The 21,511-nt window shown below is 62.2% G+C and carries 22 protein-coding genes, 3 tRNA genes, 1 pseudogene and 1 riboswitch; of the genes and pseudogenes, 16 read left to right on the top strand and 10 right to left on the bottom strand.

All coding sequences use genetic code 11. From position 1 onward, the window contains the following. Nucleotides 1-2: 2 nt before the first annotated feature. Nucleotides 3-746 carry a ribonuclease PH gene (gene rph, locus NBW56_RS02650; RefSeq protein WP_250257887.1) on the top strand — a complete coding sequence of 248 codons (744 nt, stop codon included), beginning with the start codon at nt 3-5 and terminating at the stop codon, nt 744-746. After that, on the top strand, nt 743-1,372 hold the full coding sequence (gene rdgB / locus NBW56_RS02645) for an RdgB/HAM1 family non-canonical purine NTP pyrophosphatase (protein ID WP_250257886.1): 630 nt from the start codon (nt 743-745) through the stop codon (nt 1,370-1,372). The genes rph and rdgB overlap by 4 nt, the downstream gene beginning before the upstream one ends. A 19-nt stretch (nt 1,373-1,391) precedes the next feature. Here rdgB and NBW56_RS02640 read toward each other — a convergent pair whose 3' ends face one another. From NBW56_RS02640 to NBW56_RS02630, 3 genes are all read right to left on the bottom strand, one after another. Continuing rightward, on the bottom strand, nt 1,392-1,928 hold the full coding sequence (locus NBW56_RS02640) for a DUF4916 domain-containing protein (RefSeq protein WP_250257885.1): 537 nt from the start codon (nt 1,926-1,928) through the stop codon (nt 1,392-1,394). After that, nucleotides 1,925-2,704: a histidine phosphatase family protein gene (locus tag NBW56_RS02635; RefSeq protein WP_250257884.1), complete on the bottom strand. Its 780-nt coding sequence runs from the start codon at nt 2,702-2,704 to the stop codon at nt 1,925-1,927. Before NBW56_RS02635 ends, NBW56_RS02640 begins: the two co-directional genes overlap by 4 nt. Continuing rightward, nucleotides 2,698-2,779 (bottom strand) — tRNA-Leu (locus tag NBW56_RS02630). Before NBW56_RS02630 ends, NBW56_RS02635 begins: the two co-directional genes overlap by 7 nt. 105 nt (nt 2,780-2,884) lie before the next feature. On the opposite strand from NBW56_RS02630, the gene NBW56_RS02625 reads away from it, so the two are divergent. Genes NBW56_RS02625 through NBW56_RS02610 form a run of 4 tightly spaced genes read left to right on the top strand, consistent with a single transcriptional unit; the run spans nt 2,885 to nt 6,062 of the window. Next, nucleotides 2,885-3,199, top strand: coding sequence for a hypothetical protein (locus NBW56_RS02625; protein ID WP_250257883.1), 315 nt, complete (start codon nt 2,885-2,887; stop codon nt 3,197-3,199). Then, complete coding sequence (locus NBW56_RS02620; RefSeq protein WP_502799322.1) at nt 3,196-3,519, top strand: GroES family chaperonin; 324 nt, start codon at nt 3,196-3,198, stop codon at nt 3,517-3,519. The genes NBW56_RS02625 and NBW56_RS02620 overlap by 4 nt, the downstream gene beginning before the upstream one ends. A gap of 33 nt (nt 3,520-3,552) precedes the next feature. Next, a complete protein-coding gene (locus tag NBW56_RS02615) occupies nt 3,553-4,305 on the top strand; it encodes an SDR family oxidoreductase (protein WP_250257882.1) in 753 nt (250 codons plus the stop codon). A gap of 38 nt (nt 4,306-4,343) precedes the next feature. Beyond that, entirely contained in the window at nt 4,344-6,062 is a 1,719-nt protein-coding gene (locus NBW56_RS02610; protein WP_250257881.1) for a cation:proton antiporter, read from the top strand. Between the two features lie 34 nt (nt 6,063-6,096). Here NBW56_RS02610 and NBW56_RS02605 read toward each other — a convergent pair whose 3' ends face one another. The 5 genes from NBW56_RS02605 to NBW56_RS02585 form a co-directional block, all read right to left on the bottom strand. Further along, on the bottom strand, nt 6,097-6,702 hold the full coding sequence (locus NBW56_RS02605) for a response regulator transcription factor (protein ID WP_250257880.1): 606 nt from the start codon (nt 6,700-6,702) through the stop codon (nt 6,097-6,099). Continuing rightward, entirely contained in the window at nt 6,699-7,790 is a 1,092-nt protein-coding gene (locus tag NBW56_RS02600; protein ID WP_250257879.1) for a sensor histidine kinase, read from the bottom strand. The genes NBW56_RS02605 and NBW56_RS02600 overlap by 4 nt, the downstream gene beginning before the upstream one ends. Further along, nucleotides 7,790-8,536, bottom strand: coding sequence for an ABC transporter permease (locus NBW56_RS02595; RefSeq protein ID WP_250257878.1), 747 nt, complete (start codon nt 8,534-8,536; stop codon nt 7,790-7,792). The genes NBW56_RS02600 and NBW56_RS02595 overlap by 1 nt, the downstream gene beginning before the upstream one ends. After that, nucleotides 8,536-9,435, bottom strand: a complete 900-nt coding sequence (locus NBW56_RS02590) for an ABC transporter ATP-binding protein (protein WP_250257877.1) — start codon at nt 9,433-9,435, stop codon at nt 8,536-8,538. Before NBW56_RS02590 ends, NBW56_RS02595 begins: the two co-directional genes overlap by 1 nt. Before the next feature lie 93 nt (nt 9,436-9,528). Beyond that, entirely contained in the window at nt 9,529-10,425 is an 897-nt protein-coding gene (locus NBW56_RS02585) for an NAD-dependent epimerase/dehydratase family protein (RefSeq protein ID WP_250257876.1), read from the bottom strand. Between the two features lie 135 nt (nt 10,426-10,560). On the opposite strand from NBW56_RS02585, the gene NBW56_RS02580 reads away from it, so the two are divergent. From NBW56_RS02580 to NBW56_RS02570, 3 genes are all read left to right on the top strand, one after another. Then, nucleotides 10,561-10,634: transfer RNA gene (locus tag NBW56_RS02580), tRNA-Lys, on the top strand. A 283-nt stretch (nt 10,635-10,917) separates the two neighbouring features. Then, the gene (locus NBW56_RS02575) at nt 10,918-11,394 is read left to right on the top strand and encodes a hypothetical protein (RefSeq protein WP_250257875.1); all 477 of its coding nucleotides are present in this window, start codon (nt 10,918-10,920) and stop codon (nt 11,392-11,394) included. Next, on the top strand, nt 11,394-11,612 hold the full coding sequence (locus tag NBW56_RS02570) for a helix-turn-helix domain-containing protein (protein WP_074299012.1): 219 nt from the start codon (nt 11,394-11,396) through the stop codon (nt 11,610-11,612). Before NBW56_RS02575 ends, NBW56_RS02570 begins: the two co-directional genes overlap by 1 nt. 340 nt (nt 11,613-11,952) lie before the next feature. Here NBW56_RS02570 and NBW56_RS02565 read toward each other — a convergent pair whose 3' ends face one another. Both NBW56_RS02565 and NBW56_RS10165 read right to left on the bottom strand, forming a co-directional pair. Next, on the bottom strand, nt 11,953-12,240 hold the full coding sequence (locus NBW56_RS02565) for a hypothetical protein (RefSeq protein ID WP_250257874.1): 288 nt from the start codon (nt 12,238-12,240) through the stop codon (nt 11,953-11,955). A 443-nt stretch (nt 12,241-12,683) separates the two neighbouring features. Then, entirely contained in the window at nt 12,684-12,923 is a 240-nt protein-coding gene (locus NBW56_RS10165; protein ID WP_167346644.1) for a helix-turn-helix domain-containing protein, read from the bottom strand. A 3,079-nt stretch (nt 12,924-16,002) separates the two neighbouring features. Here NBW56_RS10165 and NBW56_RS02560 point away from each other — a divergent pair. From NBW56_RS02560 to NBW56_RS02530, 7 genes and pseudogenes are all read left to right on the top strand, one after another. Then, nucleotides 16,003-17,172: pseudogene (locus tag NBW56_RS02560) on the top strand (IS3 family transposase). 326 nt (nt 17,173-17,498) lie between these two features. Beyond that, nucleotides 17,499-17,642, top strand: a riboswitch (FMN riboswitch). Nucleotides 17,643-17,740: 98 nt separating this feature from the next. After that, the gene (gene ribD / locus NBW56_RS02555; RefSeq protein ID WP_250257873.1) at nt 17,741-18,865 is read left to right on the top strand and encodes a bifunctional diaminohydroxyphosphoribosylaminopyrimidine deaminase/5-amino-6-(5-phosphoribosylamino)uracil reductase RibD; all 1,125 of its coding nucleotides are present in this window, start codon (nt 17,741-17,743) and stop codon (nt 18,863-18,865) included. A 3-nt stretch (nt 18,866-18,868) separates the two neighbouring features. Further along, complete coding sequence (locus NBW56_RS02550) at nt 18,869-19,519, top strand: riboflavin synthase (RefSeq protein WP_250257872.1); 651 nt, start codon at nt 18,869-18,871, stop codon at nt 19,517-19,519. Next, nucleotides 19,516-20,151 carry a 3,4-dihydroxy-2-butanone-4-phosphate synthase gene (ribB, locus tag NBW56_RS02545; protein ID WP_250257871.1) on the top strand — a complete coding sequence of 212 codons (636 nt, stop codon included), beginning with the start codon at nt 19,516-19,518 and terminating at the stop codon, nt 20,149-20,151. Before NBW56_RS02550 ends, ribB begins: the two co-directional genes overlap by 4 nt. A 5-nt stretch (nt 20,152-20,156) precedes the next feature. Next, nucleotides 20,157-20,804: a GTP cyclohydrolase II gene (locus tag NBW56_RS02540; RefSeq protein WP_250258524.1), complete on the top strand. Its 648-nt coding sequence runs from the start codon at nt 20,157-20,159 to the stop codon at nt 20,802-20,804. Between the two features lie 2 nt (nt 20,805-20,806). Next, the gene (gene ribH, locus NBW56_RS02535; RefSeq protein ID WP_250257870.1) at nt 20,807-21,289 is read left to right on the top strand and encodes a 6,7-dimethyl-8-ribityllumazine synthase; all 483 of its coding nucleotides are present in this window, start codon (nt 20,807-20,809) and stop codon (nt 21,287-21,289) included. A gap of 90 nt (nt 21,290-21,379) precedes the next feature. Next, nucleotides 21,380-21,452 (top strand) — tRNA-His (locus NBW56_RS02530). Nucleotides 21,453-21,511: the final 59 nt, after the last annotated feature.

Here is a 21,511-nt window from a genome sequence, read left to right as displayed (position 1 = left end):
CCATGACTGAGCAGATCACCCGAGTCGACGGGCGCACCGTCGATCAGCTCCGCGACGTGAGGATCACGCGCGGTTGGCTTGACCACGCCGAAGGCAGCTGCCTGATCGAATTTGGGCGCACGCGCGTGCTGTGCGCGGCGAGCTTCACGGAGGGTGTGCCGCGCTGGAAGAAGGGCAGCGGCACGGGCTGGGTTACGGCGGAATACGCCATGCTTCCGCGCGCGACCGGGAGCCGCTCGGATCGCGAGAGCGTCAAGGGCAAGATCGGTGGGCGCACCCACGAAATCTCGCGACTGATCGGTCGCTCGCTTCGAAGCGTCGTCGATATGAAGGTGCTTGGCGAGAACACGATTCAGCTCGATTGTGACGTTCTGCAAGCTGACGGTGGAACGCGGACCGCAGCAATCACGGGCGCGTATGTCGCCCTCGTCGACGCGATCACGTGGGGCAAACGCCATGCCTCGATCCCGGTGCTCGCCGACGTCTTGCGCGACTCCGTGTCGGCGGTGAGCGTCGGCATCATCGACGGCACCCCGATGCTTGACCTCGAGTACCGCGAGGATGTCAAGGCCGAAACCGACATGAACGTCGTCATGACCGGTTCGGGCGAGTTCGTTGAGGTACAGGGAACAGCCGAGGGAGCGCCCTTTAGCTACGACGAGCTGAACCAACTCCTTGGCCTGGCCTCCCAGGGCTGTGAACAGTTGATCCAGATGCAGCTCGCGGCCTTTGAGGAACGCCAGTGAGTACCGACGCGAAGATCGTTCTCGCGAGCCACAACGCCAAGAAGCTCAAAGAACTGTGCGAGGTACTCGCGGGGGCGATCGACGGCTTCGACCCGGCTCTTGTCGTCTCCAGTGCCGAATTGGGGCTCACCGACCCGGTTGAGGATGGTGTGAGCTTCGAGGAGAACGCTCTGATCAAGGCACGTTCGGCGGCGCGAGAGAGCGGCCTTATCGCGATCGCCGATGACTCCGGTCTTGCCGTTGATATTCTCGGCGGAAGCCCCGGCATTTTTAGCGCGCGCTGGTCGGGCCGCCACGGCGACGACGCGGCGAATAACGCGCTCCTTCTCGCCCAGCTTGCCGATATCGCGCCCGCCAACCGCGGCGCCCGGTTCGTGTGCGCGGCCGCGGCGGTCGTGCCGGCGGCCGACGGTTGTGCAGCCCACGAAGTTGTTGAACTTGGCGGCATGCGCGGAGCGCTCCTCACGGAGCCACGGGGCGAGGGTGGTTTCGGCTACGACCCGCTGTTTGTGCCCGAGGGCTTTATGCAGACATCGGCGGAACTCACGCCCGAGGAAAAGAACGCGATTAGCCACCGCGGCAAGGCGTTTCGCGCCCTCGCTGCGCACCTTTCGAGCTTGATCTAGTCGCGCGAGCTGTGTGCGGCTAGCTGACGCCGCCCGCGGCGAGGGCGCGACGCACGAGGATCGCGTGCGATTCCTCGAGTTCGTCCATGACAGCCGAATCGAGGATTGTGGCAGCCTCGAACCATCCGAGATCGAGCGCGTCCTCCTGGGGTGCACAATCGCCCTCCACCGGAACGATGTACGCGAGCGAGACGGCATGCTGGCGCGGATCCACGAACGGTGATTGGCCCAGTGTGGGGAAGTATTCCGCAACGGTAAACGGCACCATCGAGGTGGGAACTTTCGGGAGTGCCACCGTGCCGAGATCCTTTTCCACGTGGCGAATAATCGCCTCGCGCAAGCTCTCGTGCACGAGAACCCGGCCCGAAACGAGGGAGCGGATAATGCGCCCGGAACCGTCGGCCCTCAGGAGCAAGCCGATCTCTTTGATGGCCCCGTAGGAGTCGAGCCGTACGGGAACGACATCGATGTACAGGATCGGAAGTTTGCGGCGGAGATCGCGAATCTCATCGTCGTCAAACCAATTGGATTCGGTTCCCACTGCGGTGCGCGTCATTGTGACTCCTCGGGATCGTTCGCCGATGCGGTGTCGGTGGCGGGTCGGTAGGCCTCGAGCGCGGAGTGTTCCGCGAGCGGAAGGGCGGACGGGTTGATGCCAAAAGGCGCGTCCCACGCTGGGTCGATCGTGGGGATTGCTTCCTCGCTGTGGCGCCATTCGAAGGGCTCGCGGAGTGAGGACCCGGCGATCATGGGCACGCGCCACAGGGTTGGGGAAACCTCGAGCAGCGTAAGCGAGGTGTTCGGGAGCGAGGTGAAGTCACGCTGCGCGACGGCGCTCACGAGGTACCGGATGAGCGTGCCGTGGGCGACGACGAGGATGCGCCCATCGGGGTGCTGATCCGAAAGATCGCGAAGTGCGCCGCATGCGCGCTCGAGAACCGCGTCGATGCTTTCGCGGTCCGGGAAGTCACGCTTCGGGTACGCCGCGTAGGCATCGGCGGTCGGTTGGCCCTCGGCCCAGCCGAAATCCACCTCGCGGAAGCCTTCGTGAACGCCTGTGAATCGAAGGCCGTGATCGACGGCGATGATCTCGGCGGTCTGGCGCGCGCGGATGAGCGGGGAGCTCATCACAAAATCCCACGGAAACGCTGGCGTGGAATCGAGGGCGTGGTGGGCCTGCTCAATGCCGGTCGCGTTGAGGGGCACATCGCTCGCCCCCTGGAAGATGTTGTGGAGGTTCCAGTCGGTTTGGCCGTGCCGCACGAGGCCGATCAGGGTCATCGATTCCTCCTCAACGCTCAGCGCGCTGTCGAGATAAGAGCGAGTACGCACGGGGGGACTTGAACCCCCACGCCCGAAGGCACTGGAACCTAAATCCAGCGCGTCTACCAATTCCGCCACGTGCGCATACTTCTTAAGCCTACCTGCTCGAAACGTCGCGGTGAAAGTCCAGCCGGCGCCCGGTAGACTCAAGCGGTACGACCATGCGACGACACATCCCGGGAGGAACTCGTGGGAAAGAAGAAGGAAAGCCTCGAGGACATGAAGGGGGAGGCCCTGCGCCGCCAGGACAACCTCGCCGCTGACATCGACGAACTACTCGACCGCGTCAACCCCGTCAACGCCATCCAGCGCTGGAAGAACGAAGCAACGGATACCGCGAAGTCTTTTTTCGTCGCCGATAGCGGCGCCGTGAAGCCCGCTCCGGTTGCGGGCCTCGTCGGTGGCGCTCTCGGCCTTCTCGCGCTCACGGCCGGAGCCATCGTGCTTGTGACCCGCACGCCGAAGGACGGCGACTACTTCGACCGCGACTACCGCCAGAAGTGAGCGCCACTCCCGCGCTTCCCTTGCGGATGCTCCACGACCGTCTGCTCGTGGAGCCAGACCCCGAAGGGGAGCGCCGCAGCAAGTCCGGCATTCTCATTCCGGCGACCGTGAACGTCTCGACCCGCCTCTCGTGGGCGAACGTCGTGGCCGCCGGAAGTAACGTGCGCCAGGTGCGCGTGGGTGATCGCGTGCTTTTCGATCCCGCCGACCGCGCCGAGGTTGAACTCGATGCGAAGGTATACGTGCTTCTTCGCGAACGCGACGTGCACGCCGTGTACGAAGACGCGCACGAAGGCGACGTCGCCGGCCTTTATCTCTGACACCATCTCGCCTCCTCACGGAAGGATTCATTCATGACCACCACCAAGACCGCCGTCATCACGGGCTCGTCGCGAGGCGTGGGCGCCGACACTGCGAAGATTCTCGCCGCGGGCGGCTACAACGTCGTGGTGAATTACCGACAGAAGGCGCCGCGAGCGAACAAGGTCGTGAAGGAAATCGAGGAGGCCGGCGGCCGCGCCGTCGCCGTGGGTGCCGACCTCACGAACGAGGAGGATCTCGAGCGCCTCATGCAGACGGCGATCGACGAGTTCGGCTCGCTCGATCTGCTCGTGCTTAACGCCTCGGGTGGCATGGAGAAGGACCTCGGCGAGAACTACGCGCTTCGCCTCAACCGCGATGCACAGACGAACGCCCTCACCGCCGCTCTCAAGCGCATGACCCCGGGAGGGCGCGTCATCTTCGTGACGAGCCACCAGGCGCACTTCATCAATGACGTTGAGACCATGGACGCGTATGATGCCGTCGCAAAGTCGAAGCGCGCGGGTGAAGACGAGCTCACTTCGCGCATCCCCGAGATGAGCGAAAAGGGTGTGAGCTTCGTTGTCGTCTCCGGCGACATGATTGAGGGCACCGTGACGGCGACCCTCCTCAACCGCGTGGAGCCTGGCGCACTCGAGGCGCGCCGCGAGGCCGCCGGCAAGCTCTACTCTGTTCGCGAGTTCGCCGAGGAAATCGCGAAACTCGCCATTGCGGATCTTCCCACGGGGCACGTCGAGCTCGTGGGAGGCGCGAAGGACTTCCTCGCGCAGGTGCAGTCGAACTGAGGATGTGAGGGGGCGGGGCCCGGGACTAAAAGGAAGTTATGGAACTCATCGTTCTGGCCCTGGTAGGTCTCACCGTCCTCGTCGCTTCGGCGCTTTTTTCTCGTCGAACGGGGATCGCGGCACCGCTGCTTTTGCTCGTGCTCGGTATCGCCGCGAGCTTCATCCCGTGGGTTCCGGATGTCGAGCTTTCCAACGAGGTCGTTCTTCTCGGCATACTTCCGCCGATCCTCTTCGCCTCGGGGCGCAATGTTCCCGTGATCGAGCTTCGGAGGAATCTCAAGCCGATCGCGTGGCTCAGCATCGTCATGGTGATTGTGCCCGCGGTCGTTGTGGGCCTCCTCGTGAACGCGCTCTTCAGCGAGATCTCGCTTCCGCTCGCGATCGCGCTCGGCGCCGCGGTTTCCCCGATCGATGCAGTCGCCGCGACGAGCATCGGCCGAAGGCTCGGCTTGCCCGATCGCATCATGACCCTGCTCGAAGGCGAGAGTCTCTTTAACGACGCCGCCGCACTCGTGACGATGCGCATGGCCGTCGCGGCGCTCGCCGCCGGCTTCTCGTTCGTCGAGGCGAGTCTCGGCTTCCTGTGGGCCGTTGTCGGTGGTCTCGCGATCGGGTACGTGGTTGGCAGGATCATCAACTGGGCGCGTGGCCGCCTTGACGATCCCATCCTCGTGACGGTCGCGACGATCGCAAGCCCGTGGGCGTCGTACATCCCCGCGGAGCAAGTGCATGCCTCGGGCGTGATTGCGGTCGTCGTCAGTTCGGTTGTCATGACGCACCTTGCGCCGCGTTCGCTTAATGCCGAGGAACGGACCATGGTGAGGTCGACGTGGGCGACCGTGAGCTACGTGCTCGAGCACGCGGTGTTCCTCCTCATGGGCATGCAAATCACGCTGCTCGTGAGCGATTCTCGCTCGAGTGGCGGCATGGGGCGCGTGTGGCTCATGGCCCTCGTGGTCCTCGTTGTGCTTATTGTTCTGCGTGCCATTGGCGTGGCGGTCGTGGTGTGGATGTCGAACCATCGTGAGGCACGCGCGCGAACCCTCGGCCGTTACCTCAAGGATGGGCTCCCTGAAAAGGGCGAGGAGCGTGCTCGTGCACGCTTCGGAGAGAACTGGGAGTTGGAGAGTTCTCGTTGGCTCAACCGCACGCGCGCCGATATTGACTACGCGCTCACTGAACAGATCTCCCCGAAGGGCGGGGTCGTGCTCGCGTGGGCCGGTATGAGGGGAGTGGTGACTCTCGCCGCGATCCAGACCCTCCCGTATGTCGCCGGAGGCCAGCTTGTTGAGCATCGCGAAACCGTGATCCTCGTGGCCTTCCTCGTTGCGGTGGCGTCACTTTTGCTTTTCGGCGGCACGCTCCCGTTCGTGATCCGTTCCACTGGCCTCGCGGCCCCCGGCGTTGATGAGCGCAGGAACGAGGAGAAGATGCTCGTGCGGAGCATGCTCGAGACCGTGAACCGAGAACTCGGGCCCCTTGCCGAGCAAACGATCGACGGCGAGCCCGTTCCCCCTCATGTCATCACGAAGCTCGAGCGCCGCATGGCGGTGCTGAACAATCGCACGAATACGGAGGCGCTGCGCCTCGAGCGCGATACGCGCGATATTTACTGGGCTCTCTTCACGCGGTACCTCGATGCGCTCCGGCTTGCGCTCGAGGAGGAGCGTTCGGTGGGCGCGTATTCTCACCATGCGTTGCGCTCGGCGGAGGACATGCTCGATCGTCTCGAGGTCAACGCCCGCTCGCGCGGGTGAGCGTGGGCTGGGGGAGTCCGACGGCTGCAGGTCCCTAGAGCCAGCCGCGTTCTTCGGCGCGCTTCGCGGCAGCGGCCCTGGTCGCGGCGCCGGTTTTGTGGATCGCCGAGGAAAGGTAGTTGCGCACGGTCCCTTCGCTCAGGTGCACTTTTCTCGCGATGCTCGTGATTTTTTCGCCATCGCGCGCGATGCGCAGGATCTCCTGTTCGCGCTCGGTGAGGGGATTGGCTCCTTCGAACAGGGATTCGGTTGCGAGAGCCGGATCGACGACGCGCTGGCCCGCGTGGATTTTCCGCACGGCTTCGGCGAGCTGCTCGGCGGGGGTTTCTTTGACAACGAAACCACTCGCCCCCGCCTCGAGTGCTCGACGGAGGTAGCCGGGGCGGCCGAAGGTGGTGACGATCAGGCAACGAATGTCGGGGTGGCGGGTGCGAAGAGCCGCGGTCGTCCCAATGCCATCGAGTTTTGGCATCTCGATGTCGAGAAGTGCAACGTCGATCGCCGTGGAGGCCGCCGCGGTGAGGGCCTCCTCACCGTTGGCCGCTTCAGCAACGACGTCAATATCGTCCTCGAGATTAAGGAGAGCAGCAAGGGCACCGCGCACCATGGCTTGATCGTCGGCAATGAGCACTCGAATCACATTGATACCTGCACCTTCGTTCCGTCATTGCCGCCGGTGAGGATGAGTGATCCGCCTGCATCTTCGACGCGTTCGCGAAGGCCGCGCAGACCGTTCCCGCTCGTGCCCGAGAACCCTACGCCGTCGTCGCTAACTTCGATGCGGTGATTGTGCAGGGTGATGCTCGCGTGGGTGGCGTGCGCGTGGCGCACGATATTCGTCATGGCTTCGCGCAGCGCCCACGCGAAAAGGATCCGGTAACGGGGGTCAACGTCGTCTGCCTCGCCAATGACCGTCAAATCGATCCCAGCTTCGCGCACGACGGAGCGGGCTTGCTCGAGCTCGACTCCAAGCTGACGCACGCGAAGGCCGAGCACCGTGGAGCGCACATCGGCAATGCCCTCGCGTGAGAGTTGGGTGATGAGGGCTATCTCGTGCTTAGCAGCGATCGGATCTTTCTCAACGAGGCGCTCGGCGAGCTCCGACTTGAGCACGATCGCCGTGAGCGTGTGCCCGAGAACGTCGTGAATGTCGCGCGCAACCCTTTCGCGCTCGTCAAGAACGGCCTCTTGAGTCGCGACGCGGGAATCATCGATTGCTGATTTCGTGAGGAAGACCGAACCAGCACAGCCGAAAAAGACGCCGATAGAGATGATCCCGAAGGAGAGGATTGCGAGGTTTCGGGTGAGGAGGCTTGCCGCGAGAATCGCGACCACGACGCACGCTCCGGCGATATAGCCGGTGCGTGGCGTCAAGAGGAAGACTGTCGTGGGGACGAGGAACACGACGAGTGAAAGTGCATCGACGCCAATAAGGAGCAGCTGTGTGACGCACATCGCCACGAGGAGCGCGATGAACGCGACAGTCTTCCACGTGACCGAATCGGTAATTCGATCGGGGTCACGAAAATGCCGGATCATCGATCCTGCATAGAGGCCAGCAAAGGCGACCGTCACGAGGATCGACAGGATCCGAGAAGCCGTCGGAATATCATCGTAGACCGCGGTGAGCAGTGGAAATGAAAGGAAAAGAAGCCACACGAGCGACATCGCATAGGCAAGCGTGCGCCTTCGATTCTCGGTGACTCCCTTTCCAGAATTCTCGAGCATTACTGCCTTTCGCGAGTTTTACGGGCGAGCAAGACTGCGGCCGCAGTGAAGATCACGCACCACACAGCCATATTGACGAGCCCGTACCACAGAGGATCGGTGTAGAAACCTCCATTCATGGAGTACATCTTCCCATGCATGAAGGGATACTTGGCGAGCATGGCGTAGCCATAAAGGGGTGTGAAGCGCCCGATCTCAAGGAGAGTTCCGCTAAGCGGAATGAAGAGATTCCCCAGGAAACCAAAGAGCACGATCAACCCGGTCGAAGCGCTCGCTGCGCCTTCACTACGCATGGCGAAGGCAAAGATCAGCCCGTAAAAGCCGAACATCAGTGATCCCGCGAACAGGATGAGGAACGACACGATCCAATCTTCGAGTGGTGCGTCGGCTGTCGTGAAGGCGCCGATGATGAACATGATGATGATGGGAAGGGCAGCGATGATGGAGCCCACCGCCGACTTCACTGCGATGTAGCGCATGTCGCTGAGCGGTGTAAGGCCGAGTTGGCGGCCCCAGCCTCGGATCTTTTCGACGCCGGCTTGTGACGCGATGCCCGTCGTTGCACTCGCGGCACCGTAGGCTGCCATAGCCACCATGATCGACATCGCAACGTTACCATCGCCGATCCTCGCCTCGGCAAAGCTGCTTGTCTCGCCGAGGGCAATGTAGATGATGACCGGTAAGACAACGATGAAGAAAAGGGTGACGAGATCCCTGAATAGGCGTTTGAGTTCGATCGCAAACATTAGGCATCCTTCCGATCTTTCGTGAGGCGAACAAACGAGTCCTCAAGCGACGGGTGTGAAATTTCGAGATTGCTCACGCCCGCGAGCGAGAGGAGGAAACGGGCCACGTCGTCGCTTTCACTCGCGACGGTTGTCAAGTGTGCCCCCGTGACCTCGACGCTCAGGTGCGGGAAGCGTTCGCGAAGGGCGGCCATGACAGCTTCGGGATCGTTCGCGCGCACACGCACTTCGCGCGCGCCCGTGAAGTCGCGGACTTTCTCGGTGGGGCCGTCGGCGACGATCTCACCTTCGGAAATGAACACCACTCGCTTGGCGAATTGTTCAGCTTCTTCGAGGTAGTGGGTGGCGAAAATGACCGTGCGCCCGACGGTTGCCTCAGCTTTCATCTGTTCCCAAAATGCGCGGCGCGCCGTCACGTCCATGCCGGCCGTGGGTTCATCGAGAATGAGAATCTCCGGATCCGGAAGGAGGGCGAGCGCGAACTTGAGACGCTGCTGCTCGCCGCCCGAGCACGCTTTGACTTTGCGATTGGCGAGCGCGGAAATTCCCGCAAGCTCGAGGGCGCGTCGGCCCATCGTGGGCTTCGGAAAGGTCGAGGCGATGTAATCGACGGTTTCTCCCACCGTGATGTCGCTGAGGAGACCGCCCGTTTGTAAAAGTGCAGAGACTTTGCCGGCCTTGATCGCCTCGCGCGGCGTGGTGCCGCACACCCGGATGCTCCCCGACGTGGGGTGCGAGAGGCCGAGCACCATGTCGAGCGTCGTGGTTTTTCCCGCGCCGTTCGGCCCGAGAAATGCAAGGATCTCGCCGCGCTCGACCGTGAGGTCGATGTCGTTGACGGCGAGCACCGAGGGAAATTCTTTACGGAGATTTGTGAGCTCCACTGCGATGTTGTTCATGCCTCAAGTCTTTTTCAGGCACGAAAATCCCGCTATCGGGGGCTGTCACGAGAAGAAGGTGACAGGTGTCATGTGTCGCGTGCGGGCGACGTTTTACATGCGCGACCAGCCGAGGCTCGACGGTCCGATCGTGGGGCGCCAGCCTGTTTCGCGCATGAATCGAATCGAGGAAACGCGCAGCGAACGGCGTTGGACGTCCATCTTCGCGGGAAGAACGGCCTGGGTTGCGGCCGGGAAGAACTTTGCGTCGCCCTGCGCGCGCGCCTCACGTCCCAGGTCTTTTGCCCACCTCGCGCGTGTGATGGGCTCGCCTCCCACGTTGTAGAAGCCCGAGCGGGCATCGAGGGCCGCGAGAAACGCGCGGCCGGCATCGATGTGGTGCACGAGAGTGATGTAGTCACTCGGCTTGCCGAGCAAAACCGCCTCGCCCTCGCGAGTCTTACGAAGGGCGTAGGTTGTGCCCGGGTCGCGGCCGTACAGCTGCCCGAGGCGGAGGATGACGGCGCTGCGTCCGCTTTCCGCGAAGTCGACCGCCGCGCGCATTTCGCGCACGCGGGGTTGGAAGGCCTGGTTTTTCACGGCGAGAGGGTGATCCTCGCTGATCCATTTGCTCCCGTTATCGGGGTACATGAACATCGAGGATTCTTGGATGAGTTTGCGAACGCCCGCGCGTGCGGCTGCTTTCGCGATTGCTGCGGAAGCCTCGAGGTGGAGACGGTCGTCCTCGCGCCAGGCGAAGGGGCGAAGTGCGCCCATTCCCGTGGGGATCTTCGCGAGGGTGTTGATCACGACGTCGTGGCCGCGAAAGGTGCGCTCGAGGTCGCTTGCGGAGAAGACATCGGCGATGACTCCGTGGGCGCCGCGCCCCTCGACAATGGGAAGGCCGCGCTCGCGACGCGTGACACCCGTGACTTCGTGCCCGGCCGCAACGAGGGCCTCGACAGCCTGCTGCCCAAGGACTCCCGTGGCACCCGTGACTGCGATCCTCACCGCTCAGCTCCTTATGGTTCGGCTACGACTCACTGCCACAGTCTAAGTGGCGGCACTGAATGTGTGCTTCGGCATAAAAATCCGGGCTCGATTGGCGCAAGCGGCAAGGTGCGGCGTAAAGTATTTCTTCGTTAGGCGCCATTAGCTCAGTTGGTTAGAGCAACTGACTCTTAATCAGTGGGTCCGGGGTTCGAGTCCCTGATGGCGCACAACAGAAGCCCCCGCTCTTCGAGCGGGGGCTTCACTGCTATATAGCGAAGCAAGGCCGTCGCAGAAGAGGCGATGGGGACACCGAAGGGCCCCCCTATGCCCGTACAACCGCCGACCTCGACCACACGAAAACCGTGAGTGCGGGTGGCCGAGTGTTCCTTCCTGGCCACCCGTGACCACACCCGACAACGCCGCCCACGGTGACCAGTTCATTCAAGTCTTGAGGCTGTTCGCTCTCGGATACATATTGACTATCGTTACGTCATTACCGATAATCGTTACATGTCACGATTGGTTGGCCGCGCCAGTGAAGGCGCACTCATAGCACTGCTCCTAGGCTGCCTCCTGCTCCAGATCCTTCTTCCCGAGCTGGCCGAAGCCTTCGGAGGGGCGTACGCGGAGACCGAGTCCCTCACTCTTCCCTACGCGCTTGCGGGAATAGCGGCTCTCTTCTGCCTCGAGTGCGTGCTTGTCATTACTTTTTTCCTCGTGCGGGAACTGCGTGCAAAGCAGCTACTGCCACTGCCAACTCCAGATTTTCTGCTGGGTATAGGTGTCCTTTTCTGTGGAGTATTCGGAATTCCAGCTTTAGTGCTGCTTCATCTTCTTGCGGTCGTGCAGGTGGGCGGGCCAGGGATTGTTCTACTTCTGGCAGCGAATGTCATTGTTGGTGTAGCGTCGGTCTGCTTTACTCTCGCCCTGAGGTCCTCTGCACGGTCCTATCTTGTTATGCAATCTGACATGCAAGGTTTAGTCTGATGGCCATCAGAGTCGATTTAGACATTTTGCTAGTCCAGAGGAAAATGACGGTTAAGCAATTGTCGGAGCGTGTAGATATTTCTCCGACAAATCTAAGTGTCCTAAAAAATGGTCATGCTCGGGCCATTAGGTTCTCCACGTTGGCGGCTCTGTGTCAGGCGCTCGAGTGCGAACCAGGAGACATCTTGCGCTTTGACCCAGATCCGCCAACGAATTGAACTGTCTCTACGCAGTTCTTACGACCTTCCCGTTTATGGATTGACTCGAGCTTTGCTGTAATGCCGTGTGGTTTTGGTGCCACCGGATTTAAAGTGTCCCAGACGCTTTGTGAAACGACCGGTTCTTGTCTCCAGTCGCCTATGCCGCTGTGAGCACTTGCGTTTGAGCATGATTGTTTCCCTGCGCGTTTATTTCCGCGCACATGCCAAAACTGCCCCTTGGGAACGCGGCGCACATACCCCTACCCGCAGCGCTTGCCCTCGCAAAGGTGCGTAAACGTGCGACCTGTATAGAGCTCACGTCGATCGTAGGCCGGCTGCATTGACATCCACTCAGTGGTTACGAATGCCACCAACGAGCGTCTTGCTCAACGTCGATTCCTTCAGCGAGAAGTCGTGAAGTCAGCTCATCGAATTTGCTATCGAGTTTGGCGGCAGTTGACGGCGTTGGTCGGACGAGACCAGTCTCATCCGCGTACGCTTCGCACATCTCTTCAGCCCACTGCGCGAGAGCATTGGCGAGATCGGGAGATATTTGGGAGCGGATGTCTGGATACGGATCGCTGCCGGTTTTGCTGCTAAATATCGGCCAATCCGTGTAGTCCCAACCAAAGCTGATGCGTTCCATATTGGTGCAATTTAGCAGGCGCTGCGGGCAGGCGGAATGGAAGTGATGATTTTCTTGGTGTCTTGAGAGGTCGCAACAGACTCCTCCGCGATTATTGCGGCTGCGCAGCTACGGCCGCGGCTGAAGAGCTCACCCACAACGCCGTGTCCGGCTGTGGTGTACGGGTTCTGCGCGATGGAGGAGGGCTCAGGGAGTCTTTGTAGCTCGGCAATTCGGTCACCTTCGACCTCGTCATAATCCGTGATGATGAAGGAGCGGAAAACATGGGGGTTCCCCTCGATGTAGGGGAGAGAGCGGCTCCTCGACTCATCCCGCCCGCGACCGCTTTGTTGACGCCATCGAAGGGGCTTCGGCTCCGCCAGTGCGCGTCGATCCCGCTCGCGAAGGATATGCACACGGCCAATTACACGGAGGAAAACTACTCGGGTGGGAGAACACCTTAATCAGTGGGTCCGGGGTTCGAGTCCCTGATGGCGCACGACACGGAAGCCCCCGCTCGGAAGAGCGGGGGCTTCTTCATTGTTAACGGCAGCCATCCCATCGAAAATGATAGAGATCGGCACACCGAAGTATTCCGCCACCAGTGCCACCTCAGCCGCCTTCCAAGGTGAGTCGCCGCGCAACTTCATAAACACAGAGTTCTGCCCGATGCCAAGCACATCTGCTAGGTCGGCGTTCCTCATGCCGTGGAGTGCTACCAGTGCGCGAGTGGCCGCAGAAATTCGTTCGTCTACCGTTTGCTTTATGATTCCTACCTGATTCAGTGTCAACATACCCTCAGGGTGGGCGCTAACTGCATCGTTACCAATTTGTATTTAAGATGGTGCGAGATTACTAAAAATAGTAGTCCGCTGTCCTTATGACTACTAGTGCTCGAATTGCAGACATCCTGCTCACACAAAAGGGCTACCCCGGACTTTATGACTGGGCAATGGACCAAAGGCGTTCCGTTCGGCCTGCGACCTGGGACGAAGTCGCATTGTCCTTACGAGCCGCGACTGACGAAAAAATTAACGTTCGCGGCCAAATGCTTCGCCGATGGGGTGAAGCTGCCGAGCAAGCGCGTGAGTCCGACGAGGGCTCGGCGCAGTAGGCGGTAGCGCGATGACTGACCAAGCGAGGTTTCGGGGAATCTTGGGCGGGCTAGCCGAAGACGGCTGGCACGGCGAAGCAGGTCCTGAGTTCGTGGAGCTCATCGGTGAAGTGCTTTCAGCTAAGTCTTCGACGCTCGAATGCAGTGGGGACTGCGTGAGCGAAGCGGTCTTGGTTGTGGCTGGCTGCGGTGGCGGTGATTTAGGGGTTTTCGCGGCGCGGTTGCTGGCGATGGATAACCCTCTCGGTTACGTGATTACGAGTGTCGCGACGAATCTTGATCGGGCTGCGGTTGAGGACGTGATGGGGGTTGGGTCTCGTCAGGTGGGGCCTGGAGTTGAGGCGGTGACACGGTTTTCGGAGCTGTCGCGTGCTGATGACGGCGACGGTTTTGACCATGTGCTGATGCAGGATGCGTGGGCTCGTGGTGTCGCGGGTGGCTCGGTTGCCACGTTTCAGTGGTGCTCATGGGCATCTGGGGGCGTGGGGATGCGGCGCGGAGTTCTTCGGCTTCGGCTTTCGTGGTGCCGGACTTGTTGCCGGCCTCGGCCTCGGCCTGGCGGACCCAGTTCGTCAGGCAGGAGAAGCTGGTGCCGAAGTCCTCGGCGATGTCCTTCAGGTGGGTGCCGTGCTCACGGTTCAGGGCGACACGGACGACGTCATCGCGGCCAGGTTAGTCGGGAAATAGCCTCGGCGGTATGCGCCTCCACAAAGGGCTATCGCCGCCCGACTACACACCTCGTTTGTTCACGAAATCCAAACCGATCTCCGAGAGCAACACGTTTGACCAACTCCCCATGCTTGGTCCTTAGAACTGGCCCGGAGTTCAGAGGAAGCTCACTTGAGATCTTGACCACACTAGAGTCGGCTGCTAGTTTGACTCAGGGGTGACCAACCGGTGCCTTCCGAAAAGCCACAGGAGTACAGTAATGACGCAGGACTCCCTGGACTATTCGAAAACCTACATCGCCTTTGATTCAGGGTGCGGGGAATGTAGCGCCATCTCTCACTCACTGGAGCAGGAAACCAACGGCAAACTCCTCGCACGACCTCTTTCCGACCCAGAGGTCGAACAGATCCGCATCAACCACTTCGGCCCAAACCCGCCACACATCCCCGTGGCGATCACGTTCAATCGTACTACCCCAAAGGTATACTCAGGCCCGCGGCTTGTTGCTCTCATGGCCCGCCGCTTTGGCCCGACTACGTCCCTTCTGTTGGCCCGAATTATCGGAGTTCACCGCAATAATGAACATCTAGCATTTACTACTCCTCATGCGGAGCGACGGTTCTTCAGTAGGCGCGCCGCGCTTCAAAGCGTAGCCGGGCTCGCGGCCGTCGCTACCATTGCAACCATCCATACACGGGTTGGCTCAGGGGTGGCGCATGCCCTCGAGCCGAAGCCGCTAAAGTCCAAGACTAGTGGTCTCGACCAGCCCAGCATCGACGAGCTGATGCAAGAGCTTTCGGAAGATAGCAACACAAGAGCTGCCCTCGCCGCACTTGACCTCGACCTGGCAACGAGTCTCCCGCGGAGCACAGCCATCGCTCAGAAGGGATTACGTGGTAAGGAGGCCACCGAGGCCGGGCAGCGTCCCGATGCGCCCGAAGCAATGCAATCGGAGTTCGCCCGGACAAGCTTCAGCGACGGCTCCCACCGGTCCGTCGCAGCCCTCCAGCTTCCCGACTCTCGGTTCCTCGTTTATACAAAAGAGACCGCCGAAGACGGCTCCACCGGAGTCGGCGTCGAAATATATAGGTATGACCAGGAAAACGACGCTCTCTCCCTTTCAGCCGCAAGTGTCAATGGTCGCGCGGAAAAGCCAATCCCAGCTGCCCAATTAGCTGCCACGTACGATGCTCACACAGCGAGAGCATCAAAGAAAGATCCTTGTGGCGGTTGCGCGAAGACGAACTATCAGGTGAGTGGATCCTGCCAGTCAAAGAACGTCATGCAGTGTCTGGAGCGAGCAGCAGGATGCGCTACATGCGCGGCACCATGCGCCTCATCTCCCACCGGCGCCGGTATCGCCCTCTGCCTAGCGTGCGCCTTCGCTTCATGCGGTCCCGCGTTGCGAGCATGCTGTTCAAAGTTTGGCGCCCCCAATGTCTGCGTTCCGTGCATGCGCCTTCCCTAACACGACGGCCCGAGAGATAGGAACCGCCATGATGAAAGACCGGTTAATCGGTGCGCTATTCGGCATATGCTTAGGCGTATCGAGTTCCATCGCAGTAAGTGATGCCTTCACTCAACAGACGCATGCTATTTGGTCCAGCATTGGGGCACTCGCAGTCCTTGTCGCGACCGGGGGCTTCGTGTTCAAGGCACGCAGTGCACACTCACAGCCGTCGCCGCCACGAGAGGCAGAACGCGGACCGAACCGCAGCACGCGCACTGCGGCAGAGCCCAACCGGGTCGACTCCTAGGGCCTCGGGCGGCTGAAAACGCCCCCGCGGCGGGTGCGCTGCCGATGCGATCACATTCGGCAGCGCACCCATCAACAGGCAGATGTAGCCGACGCACGAGCACCTCCCAACAACGTATGCACCAGGCTCTTCCTCGGCGCAGGAGTTTAAGCGCGATTTGAAAAGCAATCAGGAGGGACTGCTGCGCGGAAAGGTGACATCTGATCTGGCTTGCCCGCAGGGCGGCCTGGAACGATGTGCCCTATGCCCGCTCCCTACCCTCGAGAGTTCCGCGATGACGTCGTACGGGTGGCCCGGTCCCGTGAGGACGGCGTCACGCTCGCGCAGATCGCGAAGGACTTCGGAATCCACGAGATGGCGCTCCATAAATGGATCCGCCAGGCCGATATCGATGACGGCAACCGCCCCGGGAGGACCCGTGAGGACTCGACGGAACTGCGCGATCTCCGTCGCCGCAACCGGGTGCTGGAGCAGGAGAACGAGGTCCTCCGTCGAGCGGCCGCCTACCTGTCCCAGACGAATTTGCCGGGAAATGGTTCTAACCGCTCGTGAGCGAGCTCGCCGCTGACGGGATCCCCGTCGCGGTGTCCTTGCGGGTCCTGAACCTCTCCCGCCAGCCCTACTATCGCTGGCGAAACCGGCAGGTCACCGCCTCCGAGCTGACCGAGGCCTACCGGGCAAACGCTCTGTTCGACGCCCACCGGGACGATCCCGAGTTCGGATCCAGATTCCTAGTAGGGGAGGGGAGGCCCGCGCCGCGGGCGAAGTGATGTGCGAGAAAACCGCGTGGCGGATCTGCCGAGATAACCAGTGGTGGCCCGTGTTCGGGAAGAAGCGCGGTAAGAACAGGAAACGCCCAGGCCCGAGCGTGCACGACGATCTCGTCCAGCGGGACTTCACCGCAGGTGACGTCAACGAGCTCTGGCTGACCGACATCACCGAGCACTGGACCGACGAGGGCAAGCTCTACCTGTGCGCGATCAAAGACGAGTTCTTCGGGAGGATCGTGGGCTACTCGATCAGCGGCCGGATGAAGGCCCGTCTCGCGGTGAACGCCCTGAACAACGCGGTATCGCGCCGTTCCGATGCTGCTGGGTGCATCGTGCACGCGGACCGAGGATTCCAGTTCCGAGCGCGAAGCTTCGTGCACGCCCTGAACCGCCACCACCTCATCGGGTGGATGGGCAAAGTTGGTGCGGCCGGCGACAACGCAGCGATGGACTCCTTCTTCGCACTCCTGCAGAAAAACGTTCCGGACCGCAAGCGGTGGCGGACCCGCGAAGAACTCCGCATCGCAATCGGCACCTGGATCGAGAGAACGTACCACCCGCGCCGCCGACAAACGCGACTGGGCCGACTGCCCCCATCGAATACGAGACCATCATGAACCAGGCCGTGAGCCTCGCAGCCTGACACCACCATTGTCACCTAATCGTGCAGAAGTTCCCTTTGTCTGTGGGACTGAGTTTTGCGTACCACTCGGACACTTCCATGCTGCAGTGCAGTGTCCACGTCGTGCCATCACCATATTGCCCAAGATATATATCGTCAAAGGTGTAGCGTCACTCAGGCGGTCATCCGCTGCCGCCGGTGAAATCAACCTCGATAAGGTCGCCTGGTTTGGGACTCTTAATCAGTGGGTCCGGGGTTCGAATCCCTGATGGCGCACGACACGGAAACCCTCGCTCGAAAGAGCGGGGGTTTTGTCGTTTCCTCCCGCATGCGCGCTAAACTGGTGGCGCATGTTCCGGGAACTCGGTGCAATTCCGAACTGGCGGTGAAAGCCCGCTAACCCGGGCGCGTTTCACTCCGTGGGGCGAGCCTTGGGCCTGACCGGTGGAATTCCGGTGCCGACAGTACAGTCTGGATGGGAGGTTCATGCGGGCGAAGCATGCCGCTTTTACGCGCCGTGCTCTCGCAGTTTTCCCTTCTCCCGGATCATCGATTGAGATGAGTGATGCGGGAGGCGAGGACCATGGGCATGAATCAGCCCCCTCACGATGCCGCGCGTGAAAGCGTCCTGCGTGAGGCGTGTGAGCGCGCGCTCGAACAGGCGCGGCGCGGACCCCTCGGCGCCAATCCGCGCGTTGGCGCAGCGATTCTAAGCCCCTCTGGGGAGCTCCTTGCTACAGGTTTCCACCGAGGCGCCCGAACCCCGCATGCCGAAGCAGATGCCCTCGCCATCGCCCGGGAAAATGGCCTCGACGTGCACGGTGCGACCTGCATCGTGACTCTTGAACCGTGCGCCCACGCTGGCCGCACCCCCTCGTGCGCGCGCACTCTGATCGACGCGGGCGTTGCGTGTGTGCTCTACGCCGTTCAGGACCCGCACGATATCGCCGCGAACGGGGGCGCTCTTCTTCGCGATGCCGGCATCGACGCCCGCATGTGGAGCGACGCGTTGCCGGGCGGCGTCGGAACAGACCTCACTGCCCGCGCAACGGAACTGAACCGCCGCTGGTTCCAAGCCACGTGCGAGTCGCGTCCGTTCGTGACAGCAAAGATCGCCCGCACCCTCGATGGCTACGTGGCCGCAGCCGATGGCACGAACGCCTGGATTACTGGAGAGTGCGCCCGTGCAGAGGGGCACGCGCTCCGCAGCACCGTGGACGCGATCGCGGTGGGTACGGGCACGGCTCTCGCCGATGACCCCGCACTTACCGCGCGGGATGCGCACGGCACGCTCGCTCAACGCCAACCGCGGCGAGTCGTGATTGGCGAGCGCCCGCTCGAGCCACACTCGCGGCTCGCGAAAGCCACACACGGCCCTGAACACGCACGCCCCCTTCTTTATCGCACGCGAGATCTCCGCGCCGTGTTCGAAAACCTGCGCGCCGAACACGGGGTTGAGCACCTGCTTCTCGAGGGTGGCCCGCGTTTAATCTCCGCGGCGCTCACGCTCGATCTCGTCGACGATCTCTGGATCCACGAGGCTCCGACTTTGCTCGGTGCGGGCACATCTGCGGTCACGGGGCTCGGCATCGGAACCCTCGAGAACCGGCTTGACTTCGACATCGTTCCCGAAACACTCCATGTGAGCGGTTCAGATCTTCTCTTCCACGCGATCCCGCGTGCGCGGCAGCAAACTCCCACGAAAGGCGAGTGACCAATGTTTACCGGAATTATTAGCGCGAAAGGCACCGTCACGGGGCTCGAGAAAGGTGCGGACGACACGGCACGCCTCACGCTCGAGGCGCCGGCGCCTCTGCTCGACGGCCTCGAGCTGGGCGGATCCCTCGCCGTGAACGGGGTGTGCCTGACGGCGATCGAGGCGCCCGAAATCCAGGGCGAGACGGCTCGCTTCACCGCGATCGCCATGGGGGAGACCCTCGCGCGCACGAGCCTCGGCGACCTCGAAATCGGCAGTCACGTGAATCTCGAGCGCTGCACCGAGGTCGGCGCTCGCCTCGACGGCCACATCGTGCAGGGGCACGTCGACGGAGTGGGAGCTGTTGCCCGCATCGACGATGAGGGAACGTGGTGGCGCATGCGCATCGAGATCCCCGACACCCTTGAAGAACAGGTCGCCGAAAAGGGCTCGATCACCCTCGATGGCGTTTCGCTCACCGTCACGGCCGTGAATACGCCGGGGGAGAGCCCCGCGTTCGTCGAGGTGGCCCTCATCCCCGAGACGCTCGAGGCGACGACGCTCGGCGAGGCAACCGTCGGAACCCGAGTGAACGTCGAGACCGACGTGATCGCCAAATACACGGCGCGGCTCGTGGCCGTGCGCGCCGCACGAGAGGAGCACACGAAATGAGCTTTGCGATTGACCTGACCCCGATGGAGGAGGCGCTTGAGCTGCTCGCGCGCGGCGAGATCCTCGTGGTGCTCGATGACGAGAACCGCGAAAACGAAGGTGACCTCATCATGGCCGCCGAGCTCGCGAGCCCCGAGAAGGTCGGTTTCTTTGTGCGGCACAGCTCCGGGTACCTGTGTGCGCCCATGACTGCCGAGCGTGCCGCTGCCCTTGAACTTCCGCTCATGGTTCCGAACAGCGAGGATCCGCTGCGCACCGCCTACACGATTAGCTGCGATGCACGCGCGGTTGAAGCGACGGGGATTTCCGCGGTGGATCGGGCGATCACTGCGCGCACGCTCGCGACCGGCGGGGCGGCGGAACTCATTCGCCCAGGTCACGTCCTTCCTCTTATCGCGAGAGACGGCGGTGTGCGCGAGCGCCCCGGACACACCGAGGCCGCTGTTGAACTCGCGCGCCTTGCGGGCCTCACTCCCGTGGGGCTCATCGGCGAAGTTGTGTATGACGACGGCTCGATGATGCACGCGGAGGCTCTCGCGGATTTCGCGCGTGAGCATGGACTCGGGATTATCACGATCGAGCAGCTCACGGCATATCTCGAGGAGCTCGACGCGCGAGAGGCGGCCCGGTGAGCGAAATGCGCACGCCCGAAGGCGGGGTGACCGGCACCGCACCGATCGACCTGCCTACACCCCACGGCACGTTCGAGGCACGCGCGTGGCGAGGCCACGATGGTGAGCACATGAGCCTGCTCGCACGCGGCTCCGCATGGCCGGGGGAGGGGTCCGACGCTTCCCAGCCTCCTCTCGTGCGCGTGCACTCCGAGTGCGCGACGGGCGACATTTTCGGCTCGTACCGGTGCGATTGCGGTGAGCAACTGGAAGGAGCGCTCGAAGCGATCCAGCGCGAGGGCGGGGCCGTGATCTACATGCGTGGTCACGAAGGGCGAGGCATCGGCCTATTCGAGAAGATTCGCGCCTACCACCTGCAGGATCTTGGAGACGACACGGTCGAGGCCAATGTCCACCTAGGCTTGCCCGTTGATGCGCGCCGCTACGACGATGCGGCAGACATTCTGCGCGCGCTTGGATTCGAGCGCGTGCGGCTCATGACGAATAACCCCGAGAAGGACGGCGCGCTTGCGAGCCTCGGCATCGAGGTTGCCGAGATCGTGCCGAGCGAGATCGCCCCGCGCGAAGCGAACAGGCGCTACCTTGAAACCAAACGCGAGAAAATGGCGCACCGCCTCAATCTCGAATCTTCGATCACGACACTCAAGGAGTAAGCATGGCTGGATACGGAACCCCCTCGGCAGCGCTTGGCACGAGTGATGTGGGCCCCGCGACGATCGGTATTGCCGCGGCGAGTTGGCACACGGAAATCATGGATGCACTGCTTGACGGTGCGCGCCGCGCGGCTGCCGATGCCGGGGCTGCCGTGACCGAGGTGCGTGTGCCCGGATCGTTTGAACTCCCCGTCGCGGCACAGGCTCTCGCTCGCACGTGCGACGTCGTGGTGGCCCTCGGCGTTGTCATTCGCGGCGAGACCCCGCACTTTGAGTACATTTCCGCTGCCGCGACGGAGGGCCTTTCGCGCGTGGCGCTCGACGAGTCGACTCCGGTGGGGAACGGGGTGCTCACGGTCAATACCCGCGAGCAAGCCGTCGCTCGGTCGGGAGTGGAAGGCGCGAGCGAGGACGCTGGCTATGCCGCGGCCGAGGCGGCGATCCGCATGTTCCGCGCCCTCGCCCCACTTTCTCGCATGCGGTGAGACTCACATCCCTTTCATGGCTCTTTGATTCGCGCCGAGTAGTGGCGGCCCGGTAGAGTAGTCATTCGTTGCGGGAGACCCCGCACAATGGTGGTCGTAGCTCAGTAGGTAGAGCTCCTGGTTGTGGTCCAGGCGGTCGCGGGTTCAAATCCCGTCGATCACCCCGCTAAAGAGCCCCTCGAGCGAGGGGCTCTTTTCTTTACGTGCGCACACCCGGCACTC

The sequence above is a fragment of the Dermabacter sp. Marseille-Q3180 genome (genome assembly GCF_940792985.1).
GTDB lineage: Bacteria > Actinomycetota > Actinomycetes > Actinomycetales > Dermabacteraceae > Dermabacter > Dermabacter vaginalis.
Note: the sequence above shows the minus strand (reverse complement) of the source record. Positions and strands in the feature narration are given on the sequence as shown.

Excerpts from the sequence above, each read along its gene's own strand:
- rph (WP_250257887.1), top strand. The coding sequence starts at position 3 with ATGACTGAGCAGATCACCCGAGTCGACGGGCGCACCGTCGATCAGCTC.
- NBW56_RS02640 (WP_250257885.1), bottom strand. The coding sequence starts at position 1,928 with ATGACGCGCACCGCAGTGGGAACCGAATCCAATTGGTTTGACGACGAT.
- NBW56_RS02615 (WP_250257882.1), top strand. The coding sequence starts at position 3,553 with ATGACCACCACCAAGACCGCCGTCATCACGGGCTCGTCGCGAGGCGTG.
- NBW56_RS02610 (WP_250257881.1), top strand. The coding sequence starts at position 4,344 with ATGGAACTCATCGTTCTGGCCCTGGTAGGTCTCACCGTCCTCGTCGCT.
- NBW56_RS02600 (WP_250257879.1), bottom strand. The coding sequence starts at position 7,790 with ATGCTCGAGAATTCTGGAAAGGGAGTCACCGAGAATCGAAGGCGCACG.
- NBW56_RS02595 (WP_250257878.1), bottom strand. The coding sequence starts at position 8,536 with ATGTTTGCGATCGAACTCAAACGCCTATTCAGGGATCTCGTCACCCTT.
- NBW56_RS02590 (WP_250257877.1), bottom strand. The coding sequence starts at position 9,435 with ATGAACAACATCGCAGTGGAGCTCACAAATCTCCGTAAAGAATTTCCC.
- NBW56_RS02575 (WP_250257875.1), top strand. The coding sequence starts at position 10,918 with ATGTCACGATTGGTTGGCCGCGCCAGTGAAGGCGCACTCATAGCACTG.
- NBW56_RS02570 (WP_074299012.1), top strand. The coding sequence starts at position 11,394 with ATGGCCATCAGAGTCGATTTAGACATTTTGCTAGTCCAGAGGAAAATG.
- NBW56_RS02565 (WP_250257874.1), bottom strand. The coding sequence starts at position 12,240 with ATGGAACGCATCAGCTTTGGTTGGGACTACACGGATTGGCCGATATTT.
- NBW56_RS10165 (WP_167346644.1), bottom strand. The coding sequence starts at position 12,923 with ATGAGGAACGCCGACCTAGCAGATGTGCTTGGCATCGGGCAGAACTCT.
- ribD (WP_250257873.1), top strand. The coding sequence starts at position 17,741 with ATGAATCAGCCCCCTCACGATGCCGCGCGTGAAAGCGTCCTGCGTGAG.
- NBW56_RS02550 (WP_250257872.1), top strand. The coding sequence starts at position 18,869 with ATGTTTACCGGAATTATTAGCGCGAAAGGCACCGTCACGGGGCTCGAG.
- ribB (WP_250257871.1), top strand. The coding sequence starts at position 19,516 with ATGAGCTTTGCGATTGACCTGACCCCGATGGAGGAGGCGCTTGAGCTG.
- NBW56_RS02540 (WP_250258524.1), top strand. The coding sequence starts at position 20,157 with ATGCGCACGCCCGAAGGCGGGGTGACCGGCACCGCACCGATCGACCTG.
- ribH (WP_250257870.1), top strand. The coding sequence starts at position 20,807 with ATGGCTGGATACGGAACCCCCTCGGCAGCGCTTGGCACGAGTGATGTG.